Origin of the sequence: Staphylococcus sp. GDX8P114P-2 (assembly GCF_017892945.1) — a bacterium.
GTDB classification, from domain to species: domain Bacteria; phylum Bacillota; class Bacilli; order Staphylococcales; family Staphylococcaceae; genus Staphylococcus; species Staphylococcus arlettae.
Map to the genome: position 1 here is coordinate 39,055 of NZ_JAESMB010000001.1, position 18,714 is coordinate 57,768.

Genomic DNA, 18,714 nt, shown 5'->3' on the forward strand with positions numbered 1-18,714 from the left:
AATTATACCTCCTTAACCTCTTTTACTTTAAATAATCGTACTGCATTGTTATAACAAATGTCCTTCAATATTTGGACAATTGTAGTATTTGTTAAGGCAATTTCACCTTTTTCAATACGTTCTCCAATTAAGTTACATAAAATTCTTCTAAAATACTCATGACGTGTATATGAAGTCATACTACGTGAATCAGTCAACATGCCGACAAAATTAGGTAGTAAACCGACATTGGCATAGTCAATTAAATGTTGCTCCATGCCTTCTTTCGTGTCATTAAACCACCATGCAGCTCCAAGTTGTACACGATGTTCACTATTACTAAAGTTACCCGCAGTGGCTTGTACCATCAAATGGTCATTGCCATTATTTGGATAAATAATCGTATCTGATAACGCATTATGCTGTTCTAAGTGGTCTAACAAACTGTTTAACGCTTTAGCACTTAATTGTTCACCTACGCTATCAAATCCACTGTCTGCACCTACTTGTTGATACATAGATGTATTATTATTACGTGTTGGCCCTAAATGGAACTGGATAACCCATCCTAATTCTTTATAGACCTTACTTAATTCAGTCAAAATATAGCCAGCTAATGCATATTGATCCGCTTCTGATATTGACTCATTAGCTTGTAATGTTTTAAACAACGCTGTAGCTTCTTCGGTTGATAAATGTACTGTTGGTGTATGTTCAAAACTTTGATCTGAACTTAAAGCACCATGTCTATCAAAATAGTAAATTCGTGCTTTTAATGCGGTAATGTATTCCGAAAAGTCTTGGATCGTTGTCTCTGTTGCTGTTTCTAGTTGTGACACTTTTTGCCCTAAACTGTCTGCATTTAAAAACACATAACTATCGGGTCTAAAAGTTGGATATACTTTAAATGGTACTTTGCGATCTGCATTTAATAGTTGATGATATTTCAAATCATCACATGGATCATCAGTCGTACAAACTACCGTTACATTACTTTGTTTAATCAATCCTTGTGGTTTATGCGTTGATTTTTTTAGTGTTTTATTTAACGACTTATATAATTTAGAAATGTTCACTTTATCTAACTGAACATCTTCATTAAAATATCGTTTTAACTCTAACGTACACCAATGGTACATTGGATTCATAATTGAATAAGGTAACATCTCCATAAATGCCTTAAACTTGTCGTAGTCATCTGAAGCACCTGTAATGTAATCCTCTTCAATACCATCTGCACGCATTAAGCGCCATTTATAATGGTCTCCTGCCAACCACAATTGTGTGATGTTGTCATAGTTTTTATTTTCATAAATTTCTTGTGGATCTAAATGACAATGAAAATCGAAAATTGGTGTGTCTTTTATTTGCTGATACAACTTTACTGCTGTTTTATTATTTAATAAAAAATTATCATTAATTAATGTCATATTAGAGCTCCTTTGCTATACTCCAAGTAATTTTGGTAAGAATAATGAAAGTTGTGGAATAAATGTTACTAACAATAATAAAATAATGAGCATTACGAAATATGGTACTAAATATTTAAAGACATTTTCTACACGTACCCCACCAACACTAGCACCAACAAATAAAGCACTACCTACAGGAGGTGTAATGTTACCGATACATAAGTTAAAGGCAATAATAATACCAAAGTGAATTGGATCTAAACCAAGCACTTCCGAAATAGGTAAGAAAATTGGTGTAAATATTAATACAGCTGGTGTAATGTCCATAAATGTACCAATAATTAATAAGATTACATTCATTAATAACAGTAATAATATTGGATTATCTGTGATAGATAAAATACTGTTAGATATAGCTTCCGGTAAACCTGTATAACTCATAACGAGTGAAAACAGTGCGGACGCAGTAATCAAAAATAAAATCATCCCTGTAATTTCTGCTGTTTCTTTGATGACATTAGGAATATGTTTTAGTTTCAAACTTCTATATATAAGTGATAATACTACTGAGTAGAGTACTGCTACAGCGGCACCTTCTGTTGCTGTAAAGACGCCGACAACAATACCACCAATAACAATAATAATAAGTAGTAAACTTGGTATGGCATCTAACGTTAAAAATAGTTTATCTTTCCAACTAATTTTTTCAGAAACTTTATAGCCAGCTCGTTTCGCCATGATGAAAGCCACAACCATACAAGCAAGTCCCCATAAAATACCAGGAATATAACCTGCAATAAATAGCGCTGCTATTGATGTTCCTCCACTTACTAAGGAGTAAACAATTAATAATGAACTGGGTGGAATTAATAACCCTGATGGCGCTGATGCAATATTGGCTGCTGCTGAGTATTCTTTTTTATAACCTTGCGTTTGTTGCATTGGCCCCATAATACGTCCCATAGCCGCTGCTGCCGCCACACTAGAACCTGAAATTGAGCCAAAAAGCATATTACCAACAATGTTAGTATGTGCTAAAGATCCCGGCATACGTCCTACCAACACTTTAGCGAAATTAACTAATCGAAACGCTATACCACCATTATTCATAATGATACCCGCTAATACGAAAAGTGGAATTGCTAACATGGTAAAGTCATCAATACCGGTTACCATACGCTGAGCTGCGGTCACAATCGTGACATCAAATGGTAAAATCAATAGCAAAGTAATAATGGAACTTAAAATAATCGCTAATGCAATCGGCAAACCATATAACAAGAAGAAAAAGAATGTGATAAAAAGTACTAAACCTGCAATAATTGTCATGCTGTGCCGCCCCCTTCTTCTCCTTCTTTCACAGTTGCTAATTCATTTTTATCTAGTAAATTGTAGATAGAGTAGAAAATCACGAACACACCAGATACTGGTAAAGCACTGTACATTGCCGCCATTGACATTCCAGTTGATGGTGCTATTTGGTTCCAAGTAAGATGAACTACTTCGTAGCCTCCCCAAATCATCAAGACTAAGGCAATTAATATAATAACGATATCCCCTATTTTCTCCATTACGAGTTGCACTTTTGAAGGTAACAATTCTCTGACAAACAAAATAGCGATATGTTTTTTAACACCAAATACATAACTTGCACTTAATAATGCGAACCAAATCAATAAGAAGCGTACAATTTCTTCACTCATCGTACTCGGCGCGTTAAAAATAAAACGCGCTGCTACTTGATAAATCGATAAAATAACCATAACGATTAAGGCCAATCCCGCTAATGTCAGAAGGAGCTTATCAATGATCAGCTTTGCTTTGTTCATATTTTTTCTCCTCCTTCTCAATTAACTCATAATCACTTTTCGTTTTAGGATCTTCTGCGAAAGATTGTCGTAAATCTTTAGAAGCATCTTTGAATGACGATTTATCTACTTGATGGAACTTAACACCCATCTCATTTTTGGCTTTTTTCTTCGCTTGTTTCACTTCTTCATCCCATAATTTTTCATGCTTTTCTGTCGAATATGCTGCTGCATCTTTTAACCATTTTTGTTGTTGTGTAGATAACTCATCGTAAGTCTCTTTGTTCATAATTAAAATATCGGGTACAATCGCATGTTCCGTATAATGATAATTTTTAGCAACTTCACCATGATTGTTAGTTGTTAATGATGTTTCATTATTTTCAGCTGCATCGATAACACCTGATTGTAAAGCGGTGTATACTTCACCATAATCCATCGGTGTTGGTGTTCCGCCGAGTGATTTTATTAAAGCGACACTTGTTTTACCAGGTTGCACACGTGTTTTCAAACCATCAAGGTCATCACTATTTTTGATTTCTTTATCTTTTGTGTAAATATTACGTACACCAGCATCATAAAATGTAACGCCTAAAAAACCATTGTCTTTCGTAGAATTAAAGAACGCATCTTGTACTTTTGGTTCTCTCATGACATGACGATAATTTTCTTGTGATTCAAATAAATATGGCATATTGAACAGTGAATATGATGGTGAGAAACTTTCTAATGCGCCTGCAGATACTTTAGTCATTTGTATTGCATTTGTTTGTGTCATTTCAATAGCTTCTCGTTCACTACCGAGTTGTCCATTTGGATATATTTTCACTTTCAATTGACCTTTAGATTCTTTTTCTAGTTTCTTTTTAAATATCGTTAATGATTTGTGTACTGGATGTTCTGTAGGCTGATTATGCGCTAAAACAATCGTTTTACTTTGTTGTTTTTCATCTTTGTCACTTGCTTGTACAGACGACATACTAACGAGTAACGCTAACAATATGAATGCGCTTACAGCTTTAAATAAAATTTTTTTCATCCTATTCCCCCTAATAGACTAGCGTTTGAGTTCGCCAAAGTGCTCCGGTAGATTTAATATATCCGCTTCAGCTAGGTGTAATGCATCTTCTTGTGTCGTATGCTGTAATACCGAACATTTAGTTGCAAAATCTAAAGTAGTAGTCAATGACCACTGTGCTTCAAGACCATGTATAACTCCGGCTAAAAATGCATCTCCCGCACCTATTCTATTTAATACTGTATACGGATAAGCTGCGCTTTCAATAAAACCATCAGGCGTTAAGGCTATTCCTTGTAATGTGCTCTGAGTGATCGAACGATTACTTGATGCTAAAAACGGAATATTAAATTTTTGTTGTAACGTTTGAGCACAAGTATGCATATCATCAGATTCAGCATTCGTTTGTAACAGATGTGTCGCATCCTTTTTACCAAAGAATAGTATATCAACTAACGGCAATACTGCTTTAATGACAGGTACTGCTTCTTCTAAAGTCCATAAATTACTTCTGAAATTAATATCAAAAACAATTGTGATTCCTTGCTCTTTCAATTGTTGTAAGTAAGAAACGATATGCTCTCGAATAGTATGATTTACGGCTAATGTGATACCAGTAAAAACAAAATAATCGCCTTTAGAGCCTGCTATATTCTCAAGTAAGTGTGACGTTTGTTGAGCAAAAGTTGAATATGCACGATCATAAATGACTTGACCACTACGATGACCAAACCCTTCTTCCATGTAATATGTGCCTAAACGTCCTGCAGTTTGTTGAACCCATTGCGTACCTACTTGGGTACGACGCATCTCTTGAAGTACATGTTGACCTAATGCATGTTCTGGTAGTGTCGTAATCATTTCAGTAGCATGACCAAATTGTGCCAACGTACTTAATGCATTTAATTCTGCACCTCCCACATTAATGTCTAACTGCTGTGCATCCTTCAACTGTATATAATTAGGTGGTGTAAAACGTAATAATACCTCTCCAAAACCATAAACCTTCATAACTTACACCTCACTTTTAATCGCTTTAACGTAATCAACTAATGCTGATTTACCTTGTTGTTGATATATTTTAGTAATTTCACTTCCAATACCCACTGCAAAGCTACCAGCATCAAGCCACTCTTTATGATTATCCTTGCCTACTCCACCAGTTGGAATAATTTCAACATGAGGTAAAGGTCCTTTGAAATCTTTTATTGCTTTTGGACTAAATTGTGTAGCTGGGAATAGTTTTAATACTTTACATCCGTATTGCATTGCTTCAATCATTTCTTTGACAGTCATTACACCAGGTACATACGGTACGTCATATAAGTTAGCAATTTGGGCAGTTTCAATATCAAATGCTGGGCTAACAATAAAATCTGCACCATTTAAAATTGCTGTTCGAGCCGATACACTATCTAACACTGTACCTGCACCAACTAATGCGTCTTCTCGTTTAGCTAAAGTGCTAATAACTTCCATAGCATCAGGTGTCGTTAAAGTAACTTCTATAACATTTAACCCTTCATCTATAATCGTATTAGCAATTTCAGTAAACTCCTCACCGCTATTTGTTCGCATTACTGCAATATGTTGCACTTTTTTGATTTCTTGCATTGTTTGAGTTGAATTCATTTTAGCATCCCCTTTTAAAAATAACAACGTTGTTATTTTGTTGTAAAAAAATATTTTTATTAATAACTATATGGTATAATTATTCTTAACTGAAATCAATCCCTTAAAGGAGTATTTTTATGGTTGTTACCCTCAAAGATGTTGCTGATGCTTGTAACGTCAGTTATTCAACAGTCAGCAAAGCATTAAAAAATTCACCTTTAGTTAAACCTAAAACAAAAGAACTAATTCAACAAAAAGCAGTGGAAATGAATTATATACCTAATAATTCCGCACGTGCATTGGTCTCGAAACGCAGTAATACTATTGGGTTGATATGGCCTTCTGTGGACCGTGTAGCTGTGACTCACCTAGTCTCTGAAATTAACATTGCCTTAAAAGATTTAGGTTTTGTTATGTTTCTTTCTATTGATGATCTCTCAGTAGCATCGAAAAAATTTGTAGAATTTGGCTGTGATGGCATTATCGTATTTGATGAAGGACCTTCAACGAATCTTTCACCCGAAGTTTATCGTAATATTCCCGTCGTAGCTTATGGAGTAGCACGTAACATGGACTACCCAATTATTAACGTCAATCATCGTCAAGCTATGATAATGGCAATTGACGCACTCATTGAACAAAACATAACTACTATAGATTACATAGGTGATATTCACACGACTGACGCGCGTCAATTGGCAAAGAAAGAAGCTATTATCGATTATTGTACCCAACACAACATTAATTATCGTTTAGTTGATTCACAAGGCTTATCGGCGCTCGAAACGGAAACAGCAGTTAAAAGCTATTACAAACATAAATCTATCGCTCCCGGCGTAATTTGTGGTAGTTATGATATTACATTGGGGACAATAAACGCCTTAGATGTTAATAGACATCAACCAGTTATTTATTCTTATGACAACATTCCTCAAATAAAAAAATTAGATTATCCGGTGCATGCTATAGGTGTGCCAACAACGACTATTGCTGAAAAAGTAGTGGCAGTATTAAACGAGGTCATTACTAATGAAACGACAGTTGACACAGTCTATAATTTAGAACCGCAAATCACATCACATAATTAGCTGATAGCTATTCAATCATACGACATTTTCTACAACAAATAAGACGAGCTAGCACATTCACTGAATAGTTGTCTAACTCGTCCCATGAGGCTAGATTATTATCCACATGTCTAGTCTCTTACTTATTCGTAATTGTTATTTCAATTAAGTTATCATTTGGATCAAAGAATGCAGTATAACTACCGTCCATCGTTTTATATTTTACAAAGTTACCTTCCTCATTACCTAATTCGCCTTCTTCGATAATTTCATTTTGATGATGCGCATCTTTAAATGCTGCTTTAGTGACTGAATCTGGCTTCGTAAAGAATACTATTTCTAAGACATCTCCATCTTCATTAAATTGAACTGATTGATCATACAAATGCTTATTCGAAGTATAGCCACCGCTAGCTGTTGCGTCAACTTTATAACCATTAATTGTCACATTATCGTACTTTAGCGCTTGTACAAAATATTCATCTTGTGTAAACGCACCATCATAAGTCGTATAACCATCATAGTTATAATATGGTTTTTGTGTTTTCGCATCTATACCTGAATCATGTTGACTCATTACTTCTTGTGCACTCGCTACGTTTGCATTACTTGTTGTAGTTACAGCAGATCCTAATACAAGGGTCGATACAACAACGCTTGCTGCTAAGATTTTACTACCTTCACGCATAACAGTTCACTCCCCATTGAGAATTGTCGTAAAAACAAGGGTAATTTTTCACTTATAAGTATACGCTCTTTTTTTATAAAAACAATCAATATAGTTACTTATTAATAATATCAAAATCTGATTATATTAATATTCAGTATATAACCACTTGGGAATAAAATAAGATTATTTTCTTTAATGGCTATTGAAAACATTTAATGAACCTCACACTCACTCTATACCAACTGTGTAAAACTCAATAATCACGCTAAAAGCATAATGACTGTAGTTAGCTGGTTACTAGCTAACTACAGTCATTATAAACAGCTGAAATTATTTTCAGCCTAGTTGTATCACTTATATGTACCAAATGAACACTATCACATTTAAAATAAATAAAATGATAGCTGGTAATGCTTTCACAATAGGATCTTTACCTAAAAAGATTAACGATAAAGCACCGGCTAGCATCGTGCAGCCTAATATTATACTTGCACCTACAGCTAGTAAATGATAAAAAATCCCAAATAACATGCCTAACGCACCTAATAGTTCAATCCCACCAGTTATCTGATTAAATATTCTTGGATAACCCATTCTGACGAATTCTTTATCCATCGCACCAGACACAATCTTCGATCCTGTAATTATAAAAACTATCCCCAAAATTATTTGTAAGATAATCATTATAACGCCCATTGACTACACCTCATTTATGCTTACTGTGTACTATGAAAATCACAGTGTACAGCCTATTCTCTCAAATACCACTCTATATTTTACCATTAAATCGTGCCTGAGACATCATTGATTCGTACTAGTATCAATGATATCGTCAAACAAAACATGACCTGAAAATACATTTCGCATCAAGCTTTGTAAGCTAATTATCCTATCGTGGTAGGGCAATAAAACATTTTTAATAACGTTGGCTTTCAATGCTATTCCCAAGAAGTAGACAAACTTTAGCTGACAGTGTGTCTAAAACATTTTGTATAATATTTACAATGATTTGAGCCGAATTCTGTGGAAATAACACTGACCAAAGACTACAGGCTGAGACAGTGCCCACGGAAAGCTTGCATTAAAAAACTGCCCACAAAGTCAGAAACTTTGTCGATAGCCTCTTGTCATATTGTCATTAAATAACCCTTTTGTATTAGATTTCCTAAAGCCTTCACTTTAGATTGGCAGTGATTTGAGCCGACTCCTGCGGGAATAGCACTAGACGAAGACTACAGGCTGAGGCAGTGCCCACGGAAAGCGTGCTCAAAAACTGCCTACAAAATGAAAAAATTGATCGCCAGTCGTCTTAATCCAAAATCACATCTACTTTATGTAATAGAGGATGGTTCGAATCTAATTCAGAGATAGAAATCATTTCTCTTAATCTTAATTGTCTTTTGATTTATTCAACATAATAAACACCGACACTGTTAAATTTATATGTATAATATTTTCAGCACTAGATTGGCAGTGATTTGAGCCGACTCCTGCGGGAATACCACTAGCCGAAGACTACAGGCTGAGGCAGTGCCCGCGGAAAGCGTGCTCAAAAACTGCCCACAAAATGAAAAAATTGATTGCCATTTTTATTTATTCACACATCCCATCAACAATTAAGGCGACATCAAAATAAAAAATTGAAGTCGCCTTAACGTTATTTAATTGAATGACTACTTTATGTGTTCACTTCAAAGTTATTTTACTGGTTCTAGACGTGCTTGTAATACGTCTTTATCTGCGTCAGTTAAAAATGCATAATTTACAGCCTGTTTATTAATCATTTTCATTTGTTCAAGTGTTAATTGTTCATGCTCATACAATATTACATATTCATCATTTAAAGTCGTTTGAGTGACTGTCCGATTATCCGTGTTAATGATGAAAGGCACTTGTTGCTCTATCAATTGTGGTAAGTTTAATTCTTTAAACGACTCAATGGCCTTTGTTTGCATGTTACTTTGCGGACATATTTCTAATAACACATCATGCGTTTTCACCATATTTAATAACTCATCATTGTTATTAATAGCTACACCATGACCAATACGTTGGGCACCTAATTTAATAGATTCTACCACATTATGCATGCAGCCACATTCACCAGCATGTAATGTTAAATTAAGCCCTTGATCCAAGCCGTATTGAATGGCAGGAGCTATATCTTCTGGCGGAAAAGCTGCTTCGGGACCTGCAAAATCAATGCCACAAACGAGATCACTATTTAGTGCAATAACTCGATCAAATAACTCACTATTCGTTGCTATATCATGTTGACGCATCGCACAAATTAGTAAATTGATTTTAATATCCAGTTGTGCCATTGCTTGCTCTGCACCTAATATTACCGCTGCAATCACTTCTTCTACAGCTAAACCTTGCTCCATATGAAATAACGGGGCAAAACGTAATTCAATGTATTTCACATTATCTTGCGTTGCTTGTTCAGCCACATCTATTACCGAACGTCTTAAACTATCTTTCGTTTGTAAAACCTTTTGTACTTCATCAAAACATTTTAAATATGTTTCTAAATTTTCACAGTCTTTATCCGCTTGCAAATGCTGTTCATTGATGTCAATTACTTGTTCTGCGCCGAGTTGTTTAATTAATTCAACACTAACTGAACCATCTAAATGACAATGCAATTCTACCTTAGCAATATCTTTAATTAATTGTTCCATGTCATACTCCTTAATTAAATGGTCATACTTCTTACTCTCTCTTAAAAATAATATTACTATAAAAATATATAAGAAAGTGAGTTTAAAACTAAGTTTTTACAACTATTTTATCTACTCACCCAACTGTTTTTTATTATTAATCCTTCTACAAGCCTTATCGTATAGAATTATTGCTACGCCACTGTTTCGCAATTACTACGATGCTCACTACACTAATATAAACAATGCCAATAATAACTGAAATTCGTGTCTCTTTATTAAAAATCATACCGACAATTACTGCTAATAACATTAAAATAGTTACGTAATTACTATATGGCGCAAAAGGCATTTTAAATGGATGATCTGGTATCTTTTCTAACAGTCTAAAACGCAAATGACTAATTAAAATGGCAAACCAAGGGACCATACCTGGTAAAACGCCCGCACTAAAAACATAGACAAAGATATTAGTATCTTTCCCTAATATTAATGGTAAGACAATATCTAACACAATGCCCATAAAAATACCTAGAGTCACAGCAATGACTGCGATATCTGGGACATTATTACGATTTAGCCTTAAAAAGATTTTTGATGCTTGTTTTTGTTTAGCGAGTGTATAAACCATACGACTAGTGCTAAAGATGCCTGAATTACAACCAGACATTGCTGCTGTAACGACTACAAAATTAATAATTGTCGCAGCACCTGTTATACCAATTTTGGCAAATGTTGCAACGAACGGCGAACCAATTTGACTTACTTCATCCCAAGGATACACAGTGACAATTATAAATATAGAACCCACATAAAAAATTAGGATTCTCCAAATTACTCCATTTATTGCTCTTTTAATATTTTTTTGTGGGTCTTTAGTTTCTCCCGCAGTAACACCTATCAACTCGATACCTATATATGACCCAAATACAATAGAGAGTGCAAAAAAGAAACCACTTAAACCATTAGCAAAAAAACCACCGTGTGACCATAAATTGGCAAAACCAACTGGATCTCCGTGATTACCAAAACCAAATAAAATAATGCCGAATCCTGCAATAATCATTAAAATAATTGTAACAACTTTGATAGCAGCAAACCAAAATTCAAATTCGCCAAACCATTTTACCGATATTAAATTTGCTGTTAGCAAAATCGCAATAACTACTATACCAGGTATCCACGTAGGTAATTCTGGCCACCAGAATCGCATATACGAGCCGACTGCAATCACTTCACTCATTCCAACTATGATCCAATTAAAAATACTGCTACTCGCAGTTATGTATGAAAATGATGGATGAATGTAATCATTAGCAAATTTCGCAAATGATCCAGTGTCAGGATAAATATACAACATTTCACCCAATGCTCTCATAATCAAAAATACAAATAGACCAGCAATGGCATACGCTAATATAACCGAGGGGCCTGTCCATTTAATAGTACTCGAGGCGCCCATAAACAAGCCAACACCTATCGTACCTCCAAGGGCTATCATTTGAATCTGTCGTGCTGTTAACGCTCTTTGCAAATTGTTATTCATTAAACATACCTCTTTATTCATGATTATTACATTTTAATATATTTTCATATAAATTAAAATTGAGATTAGTATATTTATAAAAAGAAGTGAGACAGAAATCTAATTTTATTAAAAAGATTACGTCATCCCACCCTTTGCAATGATAACTAGCAGTAAACAATGGTTGATTTAGCGCACATTTTCACTGCTAGTCATCTACGAACAATATGAAAAGAGACTGAGACGAATCAATGATGTCTCAGCCTCTTTCACTACAATATATTATTGTTTTTTTCGTTTATCTAACACAATGATATAGATAAAGTAGTAAACCATGCCTACGATAAACCAAATCATTGTATAAAGTTTAGCTTGGCCACTAAGACCCCAAAATACAGAAAATACACAGACAAAAATAATTATCGGCATTACTGGATACAAAGGTAATTTAAATGCTGGTTCTGGTAAATCTTTACCTTCTCGAGGCCGTAAAGCATACATACCTATAGTTACAAACATAAAGGCAACCAAAGCTCCAGCAGTTATTAATTGTGCTAAGAAAGCAAAAGGTAACATTGACCCTACTATAACCGCTACCAGTGTAAGAATCCATAATGCATGATTCGGTAGATGTTTATTGTTGAGTTTACCTATCCATGTCGGTAAAACCCCATCTCTACCAAATGAATACAGTAATCTAGAACCTGCTAGCATCATGCCTATTAAGGCTGTGAACATACCGACAACAGATATTGCTTGTACCACAGCAGCAATAACTTCATGATTACTCATTCGAAGTGCCCAACCTACAGGCTCTGCATTATCTTTGTATTCGCTATAGTTAAACATACCGACCAGTACGAGAGATACAGCAATAAATAATGCCACTGCAATCAGTAACGAACCTAAAATACCACGTGGCATTGTTTTTTGAGGCTCTATAGCTTCACCAGAATTGGCCGCGATGGAATCAAAGCCGATATATGCAATAAAAATCATTGAACTACCAGCATAAATACCTTGCCACCCACCAAATGTACTATTCGCAGTAGACGAATGTTCAGGGATAAAAGGCACATAGTTATGTAAATCAATAACTGTTAAACCTACTATTAAAAATAAAAAGATCGCTAGTATTTTCAAAACAACTAAAATATTTTGTACTCGCGCTGTTTCAGATGCGCCCCGAGATAATAATAACGCAGTAATAATAACCACTACTGCAGCTAAAATATCTATTACGCCACCATTATTGCCTAAAGAATTAGATAATGTTGCAGGTAACTCAATATTCAATGGAGCAATTAGTCCTCGCAAATTTGCCGAAAACCCCGATGCAACGAATGCCACTGCAATAATGTATTCTGCAATTAATGCCCAGCCGACAATCCACCCGAAGAATTCGCCAAATAATAAACTTATCCACGTATAAGCAGAACCCGCAACAGGCATAGCTGATGCCATTTCTGCGTATACAAAAGCTACTAGCGCAGCAACAATAGCTGCTACTAAAAAAGATAAACTTACTGACGGACCTGCATAATCCGCCGCAACCACACCAGGCAATGTAAAAATTGCTGTCGACACTATCGTACCGACCCCTAGTGCTAGAAAATCTCTTACTCTTAATGTCCTTTCAAGATGTGCATCTTTATTTAGAAACAGAGCAGGATCTTCCTTATACAATAGTCTTTTCAATATATTCATTTCCTTACAATCTCCTTGTTGTTATCAAAACAATACTACACAGTATAATCGTATTTAATAGTGCTGTCTACAATATATTGTAGACAGCATTTTTTAACGCTCATCACCATGTCTAAACAAAAAACCAATCAGATATTAAATAAATCATTAAATGATTCAATCATTGTAGGGTGCGTATAAATATTGTCACGCAATACATCATACGTAATCTGTTGATCAATCGCTAATTTAATAATATTAATTATTTCTTCAGTTTGTGCACCATATAAAGTAGCTCCTAAAATCTGATTGTTTGATTTATCAATGACTACTTTGAATAAACCACGTTCGTCATGATTTATTTTATGTCGCGGCATTGCATTCACTGCCATTTGACCTTCTGCAAAGTCATAACCTTGTTCTTCAGCTTCTGCTGCCGTTAAACCTACACGAGAGAATGGTGGATCAACAAACATTGTATACGGAACTGCACCACGATTATTAGTTGTTCTTTGTCCATTACCTAATAATTGATCTCTCACAATTCTAAAGTCGTCTAACGAGATATAAGTGAATTGCATGCCACCTTTAACATCGCCTAATGCATAAATATGTGGCACTGTTGTTTGTAGTTTATCATTTACCGCTATTTCTTGACGCTCACCTAACTTAATATCAGTATTGTCTAATTCTAAGTCAGTATTAGGTTTACGACCTGTTGCTAATAACACTGCTTCCGCTGCAAAATCTCCTTGTGAAGTGCGCACTAAAGTATGATCATCTTGATCTTCAAAAGCTGTTGTTTCAGCGTTATATACGAATGTTACACCTTTATCCGTTAAATCCTGTTCAACTTGAGCCACGACTTCACGATCTTCATGTGCTAATAACTCAGATTTATGTTCAAGCACTGTAACTTCAGTACCAAAATTCGCAAAGATTGATGCAAACTCTAAAGCAATATAACCCCCACCTACGATTACAAGTCGTTGTGGTTGTTCAGGTAAATTCATAATACCAGTAGAATCATATAAATATTGTGACTCTTTAATACCATCGATAGGTAAAATTACTGGCGTTGCACCTGTATTAATTACAATATTTTCAGCAGTAACAGTCTCTTCTATTGAACCATTGTCATTTAATAAGGCAACTGTATCATTAGATTGGAATTTTGCTTTATTATCAAAAACTGTAATATTCTCTTCATCCGCTAAATTATGGTAGTTTTTATTATTTAACGCATCGATAACTTCTTCTTTACGTTGCATTGCTTGCTTAAATCCACTATGTGCTAAGCCTTCATGCACTAACGTTTTAGAAGGTATACATCCAATATTAATGCACGTACCACCATACATACGAGGTGATTGTTCAATCATTGCAACTTTTTTACCTTGTGTAGCTGCAAATTTCGCTAATGTTTTACCACCTTTACCAAAACCAATTACAATTAAATCATATGTTTTCATACTATTTATCCTCCTTGAGTATGTCTTCTAAAATATCTTTAATAGTAAAGTTTTCATAATACGCTTGAACACGTATCGCCTCTTGTTGAAAATGCTTAGCCATCGTAGTGCTAATTTGACTAGATACTTCACAACTACTGTCATGGTCTCCTGTAAAAATACGTCCTTTATCTCTACCCTCAGTGAACAATAAATAAAGGTCACCTAAATTAGCACTTGCTGTTTTTTTAATTGCTTGATACCCTCCAGCTTGCCCACGATGAACGTCCAAATAATCATGTTGTTTCAATATCCGTGCAACATTACGTAATTGCACTGCATTAACACACACCTTTTCTGCTAAAGCATCACTGGAAAATCGTTCGTTACTATGTTTAGTTAAAAATGTTAGTACGTGAATTGCGATATTGAATGATAAATTCATCTCTCCACTCCTTAATTGTAACTTTCATAATTACATTTAAACAAATATAATCCTAACAGACAACCCTTTTGCTTATATATAATTAGAAAAAAGAGTTACATCCAAAATTGATGCAACTCTCTTTTAGTATTATTTTGAAGCCCTTAACTTTTGATAAAAATAATTAGCAACTACGATATCGACTATAGCTAAGCCCACTGATTTAAAAACAGTTATTTCTTCTGCTGAATCTCTCCCGGTTAACTTACCTGCAACTATATTCCCTAATTCACCGTACAAATCTGTATCATTAAAGACACCTTCATTTACAGGATTTATTAAATCACCGGTTTCCTTTAACGCTGCTTCTGCCGCTTCAACTACTACCTTATCTGCGTTAGCAATTAACTGTGAAGGGAGTTCTTGCATATCTGGTTTGAACGATCCGACTGCATTTACATGTACCCCTGGTTCCACTTGTTTTTCGAACACAGGTGCAGACGCATTCGTTGCTGTAACTATAACTTCTGCATCATCCATGGCAGCATCAACATCATCATACACTGCGATTGCGACTTGTGGATGTCTATCTGCAACACCTTGTGCAAAGTCCACTGCTTTAGCATATGTACGGTTATAAAATTGAATACGTTGGATATCCCTCACTGCTAAAACAGCTTCAATTAATCCTTCAGCTTGTTCACCAGTACCAATTACACACAATGTTTGAGCATCTTCTTTAGCTAAATATTGTGTCGCCACACCAGAAATAGCGCCAGTGCGAATTTTTGTTAGATATGAACCTTCTAATATCGCTAATGTCTCTCCAGTATCATAATCAGATAACACTACGGATCCAACTATCGTACTTTTGCCCTTATCAGGATTATGTGGTGCGAACGTTACATTTTTCAACCCTACTAATTTTAACGCATCTGACAGTGCAGGCATGACTAAATAACGATTGTCTTGGTTAAAAGGTAATGAATAACGTATCGGTGTTTCAGTTTGACCTGCTGAATAAGCTTGTAATGCTTCAGCTACTGCATCTACAACTTCTTTCATATCTAACAATTTTGCTTGCTCATCTGCACTAATAAATTGCATAACAAACCTCCTCTAAGCGATATTTATACTCAAACATTAAGTTCACCTTATTGGGCTGTGTAGCCTCCATCTATTAGCACTGCTTGTCCTGTAACACTTTTAGCTTTATCACTAGCTAAAAACAAAGCATAGTCAGCAATTTCGGACACTTGCAACAAACGCTTTTGCGGTATTAAAGGATACAATACTTCATCTAACACATCTTCTATATTTGTTCCTCTGTTTTTGGCTAACTCTGCCATTTGATTACGTACTAAAGGTGTATCAACGTAACCTGGGCACAAAGCGTTAACTGTAATGCCATCTGTAGCATTTTCCAATGCTGCTACTTTAGTTAAACCAATTATGCCATGCTTGGCACTATTGTAAGCAGCTTTACCCGCAAAACCAATCACGCCATTTATAGATGCCATATTTAATATACGTCCTGATTGTTGCTTTTTCATATATGGCAAAGCATATTTCATCGCCATAAAACTACCAACTAACATAATATCAATCATTTGTCTAAATTTGTCTGTAGCAAAAGATTCAATACTATCTATATGTTGCAATCCTGCATTATTAAACAAAATATCGATTCGCCCATAATGTTCGACAGTCTGTTGAATCATACGTTGAATATCATCTTCGTTGGTTACATCTACTGTGATACCCATGCAATCTACATCTTGTGCTTGTAACGACTGCACTTCGCTCTCTAATTTAGTTGTATTCATATCTGCGAGAATGAGCTTAGCTTCTTCTTTCGCAAATATTTTAGCTATTTCTAAACCAATACCACTGGCTGCACCAGTAATGATTGTTACTTTATCTTTAACCAAGTCATTACAACTCCTTCAAATGATTTTCAAACTCTGCTTCTGTATACTTTTCTACGTCTGCTAAAGATACCCCTTCTTGTAACTCAATGAGTTTCATAACATTATCTTCAAACTGGAAGACAGCTAAATCAGTAATTAATGTATCAACGACGCCTTTACCTGTTAATGGTAAGGTGCAAGCTTTTTTCACTTTAGAATCACCATGTTTATTGACATGATCCATAATAACTACTACTTGTTGTGCACCTACAACTAAATCCATGGCACCACCCATACCTTTGACTAATTTCCCTGGAATCATATAGTTAGCCAAATCGCCATTTTGCGCTATTTCCATACCTCCAAGTATGGCCAAATCAATATGACCGCCACGTATCATGGCAAACGACTCTGCGTTATCAAAGAATGATGCACCTTTAGCTGCAGTTACCGTTTCTTTACCCGCATTAATTAAATCTGGATCTACTTCAGCATCAGTTGGGTAAGGACCGATACCTAACAATCCATTTTCAGATTGGAAATAAACATTTTCCACATGGTCATTTATTTCATTAGCAACTAATGTAGGCATACCAATACCTAAGTTAATGACCATATCACTTTTTATTTCTTGGGCTGCACGACGAATTATTTTCATTCTTTGTGTCATTTTATCCATGATTAACCTCCTTTACTGTACGCTTTTCAATTCTTTTTTCAAACTCCGCTCCAACAAATATGTAATCAATATAAACCCCTGATAAATGCACAGCATCTGGATCAATATCACCGACCTCTACAAGCTCTTCCACTTCCACAACTGTTGTTTTCGCTGCCATAGCACATAGTGGATTAAAGTTACGTGCTGTTTTGTCGAACACTAAGTTCCCAAATGTATCGGCCTTTTGCGCTTTAATAATTCCAACATCACCAGTAATCGCACGTTCCATTAAATATTCTCTTCCATCAAATTCACGGACTTCTTTGCCTTCAGCAATTAATGTGCCTACTCCTGTTGGTGTATAAAATGCTGGAATTCCAGCACCACCCGCACGTAATTTTTCAGCTAAAGTACCTTGAGGTGTTAACTCAACAGCTAATTCCCCATTAATCAATTGCTGTTCAAAACGTTTATTTTCACCAACATAAGAGCTGATCATTTTATCGATTTGTTTCTTTTCTAACAAACGACCTAAACCAAAATCATCTATACCACAGTTATTACTCACAACTGTTAAATGCTTAGTTCCTTTATTTCGAATAGCTTCGATAGCATATTCTGGAATACCACATAAACCAAAACCACCAGCTAAAAGTGTCATACCATCTTGCAAATTCACTAATGCTGCATTAATGTCTGTCACTACTTTAGACATAATATCCCTCATTTCTTCTAACAATTTTAATACCTAGTACTAATACTACTCCGATTATACTTTAAATGGAAATCATTGTCCTAAAATTATGATTACGCTTACAATGATAAA

Annotated in this window: 18 protein-coding genes; 1 reads left to right on the forward strand and 17 read right to left on the reverse strand. The window is 35.1% G+C overall.

All coding sequences use genetic code 11. From position 1 onward, the window contains the following. Window positions 1-2: 2 nt before the first annotated feature. The 6 genes from uxaC to eda are packed head-to-tail and all read right to left on the reverse strand — an operon-like array spanning window position 3 to window position 5,849. The gene (gene uxaC, locus KA845_RS00185) at window positions 3-1,409 is read right to left on the reverse strand and encodes a glucuronate isomerase (protein WP_167868127.1); all 1,407 of its coding nucleotides are present in this window, start codon (window positions 1,407-1,409) and stop codon (window positions 3-5) included. Window positions 1,410-1,424: 15 nt separating this feature from the next. After that, entirely contained in the window at window positions 1,425-2,720 is a 1,296-nt protein-coding gene (locus KA845_RS00190; protein WP_167868128.1) for a TRAP transporter large permease, read from the reverse strand. Continuing rightward, window positions 2,717-3,220, reverse strand: coding sequence for a TRAP transporter small permease (locus tag KA845_RS00195; RefSeq protein ID WP_002509482.1), 504 nt, complete (start codon window positions 3,218-3,220; stop codon window positions 2,717-2,719). The genes KA845_RS00190 and KA845_RS00195 overlap by 4 nt, the downstream gene beginning before the upstream one ends. Then, window positions 3,195-4,238 carry a TRAP transporter substrate-binding protein gene (locus KA845_RS00200; RefSeq protein ID WP_002509481.1) on the reverse strand — a complete coding sequence of 348 codons (1,044 nt, stop codon included), beginning with the start codon at window positions 4,236-4,238 and terminating at the stop codon, window positions 3,195-3,197. The genes KA845_RS00195 and KA845_RS00200 overlap by 26 nt, the downstream gene beginning before the upstream one ends. An 18-nt stretch (window positions 4,239-4,256) precedes the next feature. Next, window positions 4,257-5,228, reverse strand: a complete 972-nt coding sequence (locus KA845_RS00205) for a sugar kinase (protein ID WP_103388449.1) — start codon at window positions 5,226-5,228, stop codon at window positions 4,257-4,259. Between the two features lie 3 nt (window positions 5,229-5,231). Beyond that, complete coding sequence (eda, locus tag KA845_RS00210; protein ID WP_167868130.1) at window positions 5,232-5,849, reverse strand: bifunctional 4-hydroxy-2-oxoglutarate aldolase/2-dehydro-3-deoxy-phosphogluconate aldolase; 618 nt, start codon at window positions 5,847-5,849, stop codon at window positions 5,232-5,234. A gap of 119 nt (window positions 5,850-5,968) precedes the next feature. On the opposite strand from eda, the gene KA845_RS00215 reads away from it, so the two are divergent. Continuing rightward, the gene (locus KA845_RS00215; RefSeq protein ID WP_103388450.1) at window positions 5,969-6,919 is read left to right on the forward strand and encodes a LacI family DNA-binding transcriptional regulator; all 951 of its coding nucleotides are present in this window, start codon (window positions 5,969-5,971) and stop codon (window positions 6,917-6,919) included. A 118-nt stretch (window positions 6,920-7,037) separates the two neighbouring features. Here KA845_RS00215 and isaB read toward each other — a convergent pair whose 3' ends face one another. The 11 genes from isaB to KA845_RS00270 form a co-directional block, all read right to left on the reverse strand. Next, on the reverse strand, window positions 7,038-7,586 hold the full coding sequence (gene isaB / locus KA845_RS00220; protein ID WP_002509477.1) for an immunodominant staphylococcal antigen IsaB family protein: 549 nt from the start codon (window positions 7,584-7,586) through the stop codon (window positions 7,038-7,040). Between the two features lie 336 nt (window positions 7,587-7,922). Continuing rightward, the gene (locus tag KA845_RS00225; protein ID WP_002509476.1) at window positions 7,923-8,264 is read right to left on the reverse strand and encodes a DoxX family protein; all 342 of its coding nucleotides are present in this window, start codon (window positions 8,262-8,264) and stop codon (window positions 7,923-7,925) included. A 1,001-nt stretch (window positions 8,265-9,265) separates the two neighbouring features. Further along, window positions 9,266-10,252, reverse strand: a complete 987-nt coding sequence (gene add, locus KA845_RS00230) for an adenosine deaminase (protein ID WP_210127733.1) — start codon at window positions 10,250-10,252, stop codon at window positions 9,266-9,268. Between the two features lie 154 nt (window positions 10,253-10,406). Next, window positions 10,407-11,777: an amino acid permease gene (locus tag KA845_RS00235; protein WP_021459855.1), complete on the reverse strand. Its 1,371-nt coding sequence runs from the start codon at window positions 11,775-11,777 to the stop codon at window positions 10,407-10,409. A gap of 261 nt (window positions 11,778-12,038) precedes the next feature. After that, window positions 12,039-13,463, reverse strand: coding sequence for an APC family permease (locus tag KA845_RS00240; RefSeq protein ID WP_002509472.1), 1,425 nt, complete (start codon window positions 13,461-13,463; stop codon window positions 12,039-12,041). Between the two features lie 128 nt (window positions 13,464-13,591). Then, entirely contained in the window at window positions 13,592-14,914 is a 1,323-nt protein-coding gene (merA, locus tag KA845_RS00245; RefSeq protein ID WP_002509471.1) for a hypothiocyanous acid reductase MerA, read from the reverse strand. Window position 14,915: 1 nt separating this feature from the next. Then, the gene (gene hypR, locus KA845_RS00250) at window positions 14,916-15,338 is read right to left on the reverse strand and encodes a redox-sensitive transcriptional regulator HypR (RefSeq protein WP_167868131.1); all 423 of its coding nucleotides are present in this window, start codon (window positions 15,336-15,338) and stop codon (window positions 14,916-14,918) included. A 129-nt stretch (window positions 15,339-15,467) separates the two neighbouring features. Beyond that, complete coding sequence (locus KA845_RS00255; RefSeq protein WP_021459852.1) at window positions 15,468-16,424, reverse strand: ornithine cyclodeaminase family protein; 957 nt, start codon at window positions 16,422-16,424, stop codon at window positions 15,468-15,470. Between the two features lie 47 nt (window positions 16,425-16,471). Continuing rightward, a complete protein-coding gene (locus KA845_RS00260; protein ID WP_021459851.1) occupies window positions 16,472-17,248 on the reverse strand; it encodes a 3-hydroxybutyrate dehydrogenase in 777 nt (258 codons plus the stop codon). Window positions 17,249-17,252: 4 nt separating this feature from the next. Further along, window positions 17,253-17,906, reverse strand: a complete 654-nt coding sequence (locus KA845_RS00265; RefSeq protein WP_002509467.1) for a 3-oxoacid CoA-transferase subunit B — start codon at window positions 17,904-17,906, stop codon at window positions 17,253-17,255. Further along, on the reverse strand, window positions 17,899-18,603 hold the full coding sequence (locus KA845_RS00270) for a CoA transferase subunit A (protein ID WP_021459849.1): 705 nt from the start codon (window positions 18,601-18,603) through the stop codon (window positions 17,899-17,901). The genes KA845_RS00265 and KA845_RS00270 overlap by 8 nt, the downstream gene beginning before the upstream one ends. Window positions 18,604-18,714: the final 111 nt, after the last annotated feature.

What these genes read in the sequence shown, in the direction of transcription:
- KA845_RS00195 (WP_002509482.1), bottom strand. Translation starts at nt 3,220, where the DNA reads ATGAACAAAGCAAAGCTGATCATTGATAAGCTCCTTCTGACATTAGCG.
- KA845_RS00270 (WP_021459849.1), bottom strand. Translation starts at nt 18,603, where the DNA reads ATGTCTAAAGTAGTGACAGACATTAATGCAGCATTAGTGAATTTGCAA.
- KA845_RS00205 (WP_103388449.1), bottom strand. Translation starts at nt 5,228, where the DNA reads ATGAAGGTTTATGGTTTTGGAGAGGTATTATTACGTTTTACACCACCT.
- KA845_RS00200 (WP_002509481.1), bottom strand. Translation starts at nt 4,238, where the DNA reads ATGAAAAAAATTTTATTTAAAGCTGTAAGCGCATTCATATTGTTAGCG.
- uxaC (WP_167868127.1), bottom strand. Translation starts at nt 1,409, where the DNA reads ATGACATTAATTAATGATAATTTTTTATTAAATAATAAAACAGCAGTA.
- KA845_RS00190 (WP_167868128.1), bottom strand. Translation starts at nt 2,720, where the DNA reads ATGACAATTATTGCAGGTTTAGTACTTTTTATCACATTCTTTTTCTTC.
- KA845_RS00265 (WP_002509467.1), bottom strand. Translation starts at nt 17,906, where the DNA reads ATGGATAAAATGACACAAAGAATGAAAATAATTCGTCGTGCAGCCCAA.
- add (WP_210127733.1), bottom strand. Translation starts at nt 10,252, where the DNA reads ATGGAACAATTAATTAAAGATATTGCTAAGGTAGAATTGCATTGTCAT.
- eda (WP_167868130.1), bottom strand. Translation starts at nt 5,849, where the DNA reads ATGAATTCAACTCAAACAATGCAAGAAATCAAAAAAGTGCAACATATT.
- merA (WP_002509471.1), bottom strand. Translation starts at nt 14,914, where the DNA reads ATGAAAACATATGATTTAATTGTAATTGGTTTTGGTAAAGGTGGTAAA.
- KA845_RS00240 (WP_002509472.1), bottom strand. Translation starts at nt 13,463, where the DNA reads ATGAATATATTGAAAAGACTATTGTATAAGGAAGATCCTGCTCTGTTT.
- hypR (WP_167868131.1), bottom strand. Translation starts at nt 15,338, where the DNA reads ATGAATTTATCATTCAATATCGCAATTCACGTACTAACATTTTTAACT.
- KA845_RS00235 (WP_021459855.1), bottom strand. Translation starts at nt 11,777, where the DNA reads ATGAATAACAATTTGCAAAGAGCGTTAACAGCACGACAGATTCAAATG.
- isaB (WP_002509477.1), bottom strand. Translation starts at nt 7,586, where the DNA reads ATGCGTGAAGGTAGTAAAATCTTAGCAGCAAGCGTTGTTGTATCGACC.
- KA845_RS00215 (WP_103388450.1), top strand. Translation starts at nt 5,969, where the DNA reads ATGGTTGTTACCCTCAAAGATGTTGCTGATGCTTGTAACGTCAGTTAT.
- KA845_RS00225 (WP_002509476.1), bottom strand. Translation starts at nt 8,264, where the DNA reads ATGGGCGTTATAATGATTATCTTACAAATAATTTTGGGGATAGTTTTT.
- KA845_RS00255 (WP_021459852.1), bottom strand. Translation starts at nt 16,424, where the DNA reads ATGCAATTTATTAGTGCAGATGAGCAAGCAAAATTGTTAGATATGAAA.